The organism is Nocardia heshunensis (assembly GCF_054782115.1).
The window spans coordinates 1-1,026 of record NZ_BAAGTC010000062.1 but is presented as its reverse complement, the minus strand read 5'-3'; the positions used below and the strand labels follow the sequence as shown (position 1 = coordinate 1,026).

The following is a 1,026-nucleotide window of genomic DNA, read 5'->3' as shown; positions in this document are numbered from 1 at the left end:
CCAACGCCGACGTGCCGTTCGAGCGGCTCGTCGAGGTGCTCAACCCGGTGCGCTCCACCGCACGCAACCCGCTGTTCCAGGTGGGTCTCTCGTTCCAGAACCTGGCCGAGACCGCCTTCGAACTGCCGGGCCTGCACGTGGCCGCGGTCGAATTCGATTCGCAGCTGGCCAAGACCGACCTGCAGGTCACTCTGTACGACCGGTACACCGAGGACGGCACCCCGGCCGAGATCCTCACCGAATTCGGTTACGCCACCGACCTGTTCGACGAATCGACCATCCAGTCCTTCGCGGACCGGTTCGTGCGGGTGCTGGACGCCATCCTGGCGGACACCAGCATTGCGGTCGGCGATCTCGACCTGCTCGACGGCGACGAGAACGACCGGATCCTGAAGCGCTGGAACAACACCGGCCAGGACGTGGACTCCGTGTTCGCGGGCGCGTCGCAGGCCACGCTGGTCTCGCTGCTGGACAAGGCGGTCGCCGACGACCCGAAGGCCGTGGCCATCGTCGCCGACACCGCCGACGGTGCCGAGTCGCTGACCTACGCCGAGCTGGATGCTCGCGTCAACCAGCTCGCCCGTGAACTCATCGCGCGCGGCATCGGCACGGAAGATCGGGTGGCGCTTGCCATTCGACGCTCCACCGATCTGGTCGTGGCCATGTACGCGGTCGCCAAGTCCGGTGCCGCCTACGTGCCGATCGATCCCGATCAGCCCGCCGAGCGCGTCGGCTACATCCTGGAGACGTCGGCGCCGAAGGCCGTACTCACCACGGCGGCAGTCGGTTTCGCGACGGAGCTGGCCGAGGTGCTGCGCATCGACGAGCTGGATCTGTCGGGCCACTCGGCCAAGCCGATCAAGGCCGCCGAGCGGGTGCGGGAGCTGAACCCGGCCAACACCGCGTACATCATCTTCACGTCCGGTTCGACCGGCCGCCCGAAGGGTGTGGCGCTGCCGCACGGCGCGGTCGTGAACCAGTTGCTGTGGAAGGTCACCGAATTCGGGCTCGACCCGGCGGACGCGG

At 68.0% G+C, this 1,026-nt stretch carries 1 protein-coding gene; it reads left to right on the top strand.

Annotation, left to right across the window (positions count from 1 at the left end; all coding sequences use genetic code 11):
• A partial coding sequence (locus tag ACYVN4_RS45170; protein ID WP_460730500.1) for an AMP-binding protein occupies positions 1-1,026 on the top strand: 1,026 nt, incomplete at both ends.